The organism is Sphingomonas sp. Ant H11 (assembly GCF_000797515.1).
Lineage (GTDB): Bacteria > Pseudomonadota > Alphaproteobacteria > Sphingomonadales > Sphingomonadaceae > Sphingomonas.
In genome coordinates this window covers 1-8,029 of the sequence record NZ_JSBN01000052.1, presented here as the reverse complement: position 1 = coordinate 8,029, position 8,029 = coordinate 1, and the positions used below count along the sequence as shown (strand labels likewise).

Sequence of the window (8,029 nt, the reverse complement as noted above, 5' to 3'; positions counted from 1 at the left end):
TCGCCGCCTATCGCCGCCCGCAGCCGCGCCTCGCCGAGGGGCAGGCGCTCGCGCCGATCGTCAGCGCGATGATGGACGTGTCGGACGGCCTGCTGATCGACGCGCACCGCATGGCCCAGGCGAGCGGCCTCGCCGTCACCATCGATCTCGCCACCGTGCCGCTCTCCGACTCGTACCGCGCCTTCGTCGGCGACACGCTGCCCGCGCGCCTAACCGCCGCCACTGCAGGCGACGATTATCAATTGCTGTTCGCGCTTGCCCCAGACCAGCCCCTTCCCGTCCCCGCCACCCGCATCGGGAGCTTCTCGCGCGGGGAAGGCATCACCCTCACCGACGCGGGCGCGCCGGTCGAACTGCCGCCCCGGCTCGGCTTTCAGCACGGGTAGCAACCGCCGCTTGCCAAGCCATCCCCCGGCGCTAGTCTGGCGGCCAAGCGTGGGGGCGCAAGGAGAGTCTGTCCGGGCGACCATCCCACCGGAAACCATGGGAAAGGATACGCATGACGATCGTCTATGCCGCCATCATCTGTGGGCTGATCGCCGTCGCCTACGGCATCATCACCAGCGCCCAAGTCCTCCGCGCACCGCCCGGCAACGAAAAGATGCAGGACATCGCCGCCGCCATTCAGGAAGGCGCGAAAGCCTATCTCGGCCGCCAGTACCGCACCATCGCCATTGTCGGGGTGATCGTGCTCGCTTTGGTGTGGGTGTTCCTCGACGGAATGCGCACCCCCATCTCCGCCGTCAGCTTTGCGCTCGGCGCGGTGCTGTCGGGCGTGGCGGGCTATGTCGGCATGAACATTTCGGTGCGCGCCAATGTCCGCACGGCGGAGGCCGCGCGCACATCGCTGCAAGGCGGGCTGACGATGGCGTTCCGCTCGGGCGCGGTCACCGGCTTGCTGGTGGCGGGGCTCGGCCTGCTCGCGATCTCGGGCACCTTCTGGTATCTGGCGGGCACGAACGGCAGCGCGGCGGGCGCGCCCGTCGTGGTCAAGGCGCTCACCGCCTTGGCCTTCGGCGCCTCGCTCATCTCAATCTTCGCGCGTCTGGGCGGCGGCATCTTCACCAAGGCCGCCGATGTCGGCGCGATCTGGTCGGCAAGGTGGAAGCCGGCATCCCCGAGGACGACCCCCGCAACCCCGCCACCATTGCGGACAATGTCGGCGACAATGTCGGCGATTGCGCCGGCATGGCCGCCGATCTGTTCGAAACCTATGTGGTCACGATCGGCGTGACGATGATCTCGGTCGCGCTCGCGCTCAAAAATGCCGATCATCTGCTGCAGGTTATGACGCTGCCGCTCATCGTCGGCGGGGTGTGCATCCTCACCTCGATTATCGGCACCTTCTTCGTGCGGCTGGGCAGTAGCGGCTCGATCATGGGCGCGCTGTACAAGGGCTTCTGGGTCAGCGTGGGCCTGTCGATCCCCGCCATCTATTTCGCCACGCAATATACGCTGGGCGACATGAACACGCCGCTCGGCGGCAACGCCTTTCTCGGCGATGTCGGCGCGTTCACCGGCATGAAATTGTTCGGCGCGATGATGATCGGCCTCGCCGTCACCGGGCTGCTGGTGTGGATCACCGAATATTATACCGGCACCAATTTCCGCCCGGTGCGCAGCATCGCCAAGGCATCGGAAACCGGCCACGGCACCAACGTCATTCAGGGCCTGGCGATCAGCCTGGAATCGACCGCTTTGCCCACGCTCGTCATCGTCATCGCGGTGATCGCCGCCTATCAGCTTGCGGGCGTGATCGGCATCGCCTTTGCCGCCACCGCCATGCTGGCACAGGCCGGGATGGTGGTCGCGCTCGATGCCTATGGCCCGGTCACCGACAATGCCGGCGGCATCGCCGAAATGGCGGGCCTGCCCGATGACGTGCGCCACCGCACCGATGCTCTGGACGCGGTCGGCAACACCACCAAGGCGGTGACCAAGGGCTATGCGATCGGCTCGGCCGCGCTCGCAGCGCTCGTGCTGTTCAACGCCTACACCTCGGACTTGGGCCGCGATTTCCCCGATCTCACGGTCAATTTCCAGCTCTCCAACCCCTATGTCATCGTCGGGCTGCTGCTGGGCGCATTGCTCCCCTATCTGTTCGGCGCGATGGGGATGACTGCGGTCGGCCGCGCGGCGGGCGCGGTGGTCGAGGAAGTCCGCGCGCAGTTCCGCGACAATCCCGGCATCATGGCGGGCACCAGCCGCCCCGATTATGCCCGCACCGTCGATCTCGTCACCAAGGCCGCGATCCGGGAAATGATCATCCCGTCGCTGCTGCCCGTACTCTCCCCGATCCTGGTCTATTTCGTCATCACTAGCGTGGCGGGCCAGGCCGAGGGCTTTGCCGCCTTGGGCGCGATGCTGCTGGGCGTGATCGTCTCGGGCCTGTTCGTCGCGATTTCGATGACGTCGGGCGGCGGCGCGTGGGACAATGCCAAGAAATATATCGAGGACGGCCATCACGGCGGCAAGGGCAGCGAAGCGCATAAGGCCGCCGTCACCGGCGACACGGTAGGCGATCCGTATAAGGACACGGCAGGCCCGGCGGTGAACCCGATGATCAAGATCACCAATATCGTCGCGCTGCTGTTGCTCGCGGCCTTGGCGGCGGCAGGATAAGGTTCACGGCGCGGCGGCGGCACTTCATCCGCCGCCGCGCCGCGCGACATTCCATCGATCAGGTCGGTCGGTAGGCAGCGACGCTCTGCATGGCCCCGCTCACCAGGCAATTCGCCACGCAGATCAGCACATGGCCGTCTTTCTCGGGCGGATGTCCGCTATACACCTCGAGCACCGCGCGCTTGCCAACGGCGGGGCTGGCACCAATCTGCAAGGTCATCACATTATTGGGGGCCTGCGCCATCAGCCCGGAGAGCGGGCCGTAAATGCCCTCCTCCTGCTGCACGACGGTTTGCAGATAGCTAAGCGGCTGGTTGCCGTCGCACGCTTTTTGAACAATCGACATTAGCAGGGCCCTCCGACCGCAACCTTGAAACGTTGGCAAAAGGTCTCGAGTTTCTCCGTCGTCCGCGCTGCATCGAGCAGGTTCAGCGCATTGAGGAGCGGATCGGCGTCGCTCGGCTCCCCGCCCGACACGCGCTGCAGCAGCCCCAACTGTGCCGCCGTTGCTGCTTTCAGGAGAATAGCGATCTTTTCCCGGCGGTCCTGCAAATCCTGTGCAACCGGCGCGACGATCTGGATCGCCTTGATGTCTGCATTTGCCTGGGTCGCCTGCACCCCCGCGTGATTGGAAATCTCGGTGATGGCACCGGGAAGCGTGCCAGCAAAGGCGTAGTCATCGATGTCGTTGAGCGCGCGGAACAGCGAATATGCGGCGACATCCTGCGATTCGCCCTCGCGGATGCGGGCCAGCACTTCGCGCCGTTTCGCCACCATCTGCGCCAGCATCGCGGGCATGGTCATGTTGTACAGCGCCTGCTTCTCGAACGAGGCGCGCGCCCCCAGTACGCCGGCCGAGGCCGCCGACAGCGCCTTCGACGCCGCGCTCACCGAGCCGACCCCGTTCAGCGCAAGCGCGATCCAGTCGGTTCCGACACCGAAGCCGACCCCTTCTTTGTAAAGATTGCGCTCATATTCGCCAAAACGCAGGTCGATCGCGCGCAGCCGGGCGTCGATGATATCGTTGCGGCACGCCTTCTTGGCCTGGCAGGAGTCATAGGCGGTGACCTTTGCTGCCAGCAGATACGGCGCAATTTCGGCATTGACTTGCGTAGTATCGAACGCCGAATTTGGAAATCCGCTCACGGTCGCGCACCCGGCAAGCGACATGGCAAATCCCCCGACGGCCACTCTTCGCAAAACATCACCCATCCCGCGCGCGATGATATTGATCGGAACTAATGGATCACCTGGCACCTCCACCCCCTCCCCATATCGTTTATTAGAAAGCAAACTCAAACTGACACAGTGTGCTGCTATTATCAATAAAATGATGTTTTCTACAGTCGAGTTATATTTCAGATATTTATGTGCCATCTCGTGTCAGGCACGCTGCAACCATGCCTGCGGAGTCTTTGGATCGGCATGGCAGGTACAAAGAAACGGCACCGCACTCGCACATTTTGTGACGGGTGGTCGTTTTCACACAATAATCGCGTTTTTTCTTTTCATCCCCCTTGTCAGCGCGCGCGTCGGCAATAAAAGCTCGGCTGCATCCTGGGGGAGGAAAAATCACCGTGATACTATACCGTTACTGGCAGGCGCTGGCGATCATGACTGCGGTATCCGCCGGTGTCGTCCACGCGCAGGGGCCCGCGCCGGTTGCCGCCCCCACCGCCGCCACCGCGCCGCTCCCCGCCGAAGCCTTTGCCAGGCTCCCCTTTCTGCAAAACCCCGAACTCTCGCCCGATGGCACGCGCGTCGCGGTCAAGATGGCGATCAAGGGCGAGCAACGCTTCGCCATCGTCCCGCTCGACGACACCAGCAAGCTGGTGATGATCAGCCCCGGCCCCAACGATCTCAACAGCTGGGCCTGGGTCAATAATGACTGGCTCGTCGCCACGATCGGTGCCACCGCCCCGGTCGAGGGGGATAGCTGGTATCTGCGCCGCACGATCGGCATCAGCGCCGATGGCAAGAAGATCAACGTGCTCGGCAAGGATCTCGCCGCGCAAGGGGCCGACGACATCCTGTGGATCGCGCGCGATGGCAGCCCGCACATCCGCCTCGCCCTGCAAACCTCGATCTATCGCGATACCGCAGGGTTCTGGCCCGAAGTGCGCGATTTCGATGTCACCAACGGCCACAGCGTGCAGGTGCAGCCGCCGCGCGAAACCGTCATGGACTGGTATGCCGATGGCACCGGCACGGTGCGCTCGGGACTTGCCTATGACGATGACACGCGCTCCTACCGCTTGCTCTACCGCGACAGCGCCGCCCAGCCCTTCCGCACGCTCGTCAAGGCGAAGGGCAAGGATGCCGATCTCGGCAACACCCCCGCCATGTTCCTGCCCGAACCCGGCAAGGCGCTGTCGATCAGCGATGCCGATGACGTGACCGCGCTCTATCCGCTCGATCTGGCAACGCTCAAGACCGGGGCGAAACTGTTCGGCGTGCCCGGTTATGATATTGACAGCATCATCAGCGACGAGAGCGGCACGCGCCTCGTTGGCGTGCAATATACCGACACGCGCCCGCGCGTGCACTGGATCGATCCCGCGCTCGCCGACATCCAGACCAAGCTCGATGCGGCCGTCGGCACCCGCACCGCGCGGATCGTGTCGTGGAGCAAGGATTTCCAGGTGCTGATCGTCCATGTCGGCGGCCCCGATCGCCCCGGTGCCTATTACATCTTCCGCCAGGCCGAAGGCGTGATGCACATGATGGGGACGGTCAACGAAGCGCTCGGGCTGAAGGCCTATGCCCCGGTGCGCACGATCAAATACAAGGCGCGCGACGGGCTCGAAATCTCCGCCGTGCTCACTTTGCCGCCCGGCAAGGAAGCAAAGAACCTGCCGCTGATCCTGCTGCCGCATGGCGGCCCGTTCGCGCGCGATGACGAAAGCTGGGACTGGTGGACGCAATTCCTCGCCAGCCGCGGCTATGCCGTGCTGCAACCCAATTATCGCGGGTCCTCGGGCTTCGGCACCGCCTTCACCAAAAAGGGGCGCGGACAATGGGGCCTCGCCATGCAGGACGATTTGACCGACGCCGTCAAATGGGCGGCGGATAGCGGCCTCGCCGATGCCAAGCGCGTTTGCATCGTCGGCGGCTCCTATGGCGGCTATGCCGCGTTTCGCGGGGCGCAGCGCGATGGCGCGGTGTATCGCTGCGCGGTGTCCTTTGCCGGGGTGTCGGATATGCCCGCCATGCTGCGCTATGACGGGGCCTTCCTCAATGGCGGGCGCAACAAGGATTATCTGCGCGACCAGGCCCCCGATCTGAAGGCGGTTTCCCCGCTTTACGGCGCGGCGCAATTCTCGATGCCGATCCTGATCATGCACGGCAAGAAGGACACCGTCGTCCCCGTCAAGCAATCGCGCGACATGGCGGCGAAGCTGAAGGCGGCGGGCAAGCCCTATCTCTATATCGAGCAACCGCTGGGCGACCACCATTTCACGCGCGAGGCCGACCGGCTGGAGTTTCTGAAGGCGTTGGAGGCGTTTTTGAAGGAGCATAATCCGGCGTAGCGCCCAAGGCTAACGGCGCAGCGTTAGCCGCGGATCCGCGCAAGCCCGGCCGGCGAACGGGCGGGCTCCCCGCCCGATCCGACCGACGACGCGGCTTTGCCGCGGCGCTGGCCACCACCCCGCCACCTGCCGCCAAAGCGCTTGCGTTTCTCGGGCCTAATCCGCCACATGCGTATCCACGGGGAGTACATGATGCGGCTGGGCTGGGACGAGATCAAACGCCGCGCACGCGCGTTCAGCGAAGACTGGGCGGATGCGCATTACGAAAAAGGCGAAACCCAGTCCTTCTACAATGATTTCTTCGACATCTTCGGCGTCAAGCGCCGCCGTGTCGCCACCTATGAGCAGCGCGTAAAGCTGCTCAGCAACAAGCACGGCTTCATGGACCTGTTCTGGCCGCGCACGCTGCTGATCGAACAGAAAAGCGCCAAGCTCGATCTCGACAAAGCAGGCACCCAGGCGCTCGATTATATCGACGGCATCGCACCTGCCGAACAGCCGCGCTACGTGCTGACGTGCGATTTCCAGACGTGGCGGCTGCTCGATCTCGATAGCGGCTCCGAAACCCGCTTCAAGCTCGCCGACCTGCACAAACATGTCGAGGCCTTCGCCTTCGTCCTTGGCCGCCAACGCACCTTCGAGACGCAGGCTGGCGTGACGATCAAGGCCGCCGAACTGATGGGCCGCCTGCACGACGCGCTGGAGGCGGCCAATTACAAGGGCCATGATCTCGAACAATTGCTGGTCCGCTTGCTGTTCTGCATGTTTGCCGACGATACGGGCATCTTCCAGCCCAAGGACCTGTTCCTGGAACTGCTGCAGAACGACACGCGCGAGGATGGCAGCGACACCGGGCGCGTGCTGATGGAATTGTTCGACGTGCTCGATACGCCCGAAAGCGATCGCCAGACCGGCCTGTCGGGCGAACTCAACGCCTTCCCCTATATCAACGGCCAGCTCTTCACCGGGCGGCTCCGCACGCCCGTGTTCGACAAGGCGATGCGCCAGCATTTGATCGATGCGTGTCGGCATGATTGGACCGGGGTCAGCCCCGCCATTTTCGGCTCGCTGTTCCAATCGGTGATGGACGCCCGGGAACGCCGCGCAAAGGGCGCGCATTACACGTCCGAAGCCAATATCATGAAGGTGATTGGCCCGCTCTTCCTCGATGATCTGCGCGCCGAGCTAGACCGGCTGGTCGCGCGCCGCACCGGGCGCGATGCCGCCTTGCTCGAATTTCAGGCCAAGCTCTCGCGCCTCACCTTTCTCGATCCGGCGTGCGGCTGCGGCAATTTCCTCGTCATCGCCTATCGCGAAATCCGCCGCCTCGAACTCGCTTGCCTGCAAGCGCTCTACCCCACCCAGCAAATCGATGCGGTGCTGCTCAGCCGCGTGACGGTCGCGCAATTTTACGGCATCGAGATTGAGGAATTTCCCGCGCGCATCGCCGAAGTCGCGATGTGGATGGCCGATCACTTGGCCAACAACGAATATAATGAAGCGTTTCAGGGCAATAGCGCGCGCATCCCGCTCAAGGATTCGCCGCACATCCTCAACGCCGACGCGCTCGACACCGATTGGTCGAGCCTGATCGCGCCGGAAAAGCTGCACTACATCATGGGCAACCCGCCCTTCATCGGCGCGAAATTCCAGACGCCCGAACAACGCGCGCAAGTCCGCGCAATCGCCGGGCTCGGCGGCAGCGGCGGCACGCTCGATTTCGTCGCCGCGTGGTTCATCAAGGCCGGAGCATATCTGAACGGTGCCACCACGATCCTCCCCGGCACGGGGAGGGGGACCGCCAGCGAAGCTGGTGGTGGAGGGGGCCCGTCCGCACGCGACACCCACGATGGCGAGCCCCTCCCGCCTGCCTCCGG

The 8,029-nt window shown here is 64.2% G+C and carries 5 protein-coding genes and 1 pseudogene; 4 read left to right on the top strand and 2 right to left on the bottom strand.

The annotated features are described in order from the left end of the window. Together NW75_RS10985 and NW75_RS10980 are read left to right on the top strand one after the other, a co-directional pair. Positions 1-386: thiamine-phosphate kinase (locus tag NW75_RS10985; protein ID WP_033965257.1), on the top strand; the 386-nt coding region annotated here is incomplete at its 5' end. 113 nt (positions 387-499) lie between these two features. Further along, positions 500-2,622, top strand: a pseudogene (locus NW75_RS10980) (sodium-translocating pyrophosphatase). 58 nt (positions 2,623-2,680) lie between these two features. Here NW75_RS10980 and NW75_RS10975 read toward each other — a convergent pair. Then, complete coding sequence (locus tag NW75_RS10975; protein WP_033965256.1) at positions 2,681-2,968, bottom strand: hypothetical protein; 288 nt, start codon at positions 2,966-2,968, stop codon at positions 2,681-2,683. Next, positions 2,968-3,999: a hypothetical protein gene (locus NW75_RS10970; protein WP_137902870.1), complete on the bottom strand. Its 1,032-nt coding sequence runs from the start codon at positions 3,997-3,999 to the stop codon at positions 2,968-2,970. Before NW75_RS10970 ends, NW75_RS10975 begins: the two co-directional genes overlap by 1 nt. 236 nt (positions 4,000-4,235) lie before the next feature. Between NW75_RS10970 and NW75_RS10965 the strand changes: the two genes are divergently transcribed. After that, positions 4,236-6,152, top strand: a complete 1,917-nt coding sequence (locus NW75_RS10965; protein ID WP_033965259.1) for an alpha/beta hydrolase family protein — start codon at positions 4,236-4,238, stop codon at positions 6,150-6,152. A 168-nt stretch (positions 6,153-6,320) separates the two neighbouring features. Next, positions 6,321-8,029 (top strand): DNA methyltransferase (locus NW75_RS10960; RefSeq protein WP_231565135.1); only part of this gene is annotated, 1,709 nt, incomplete at its 3' end.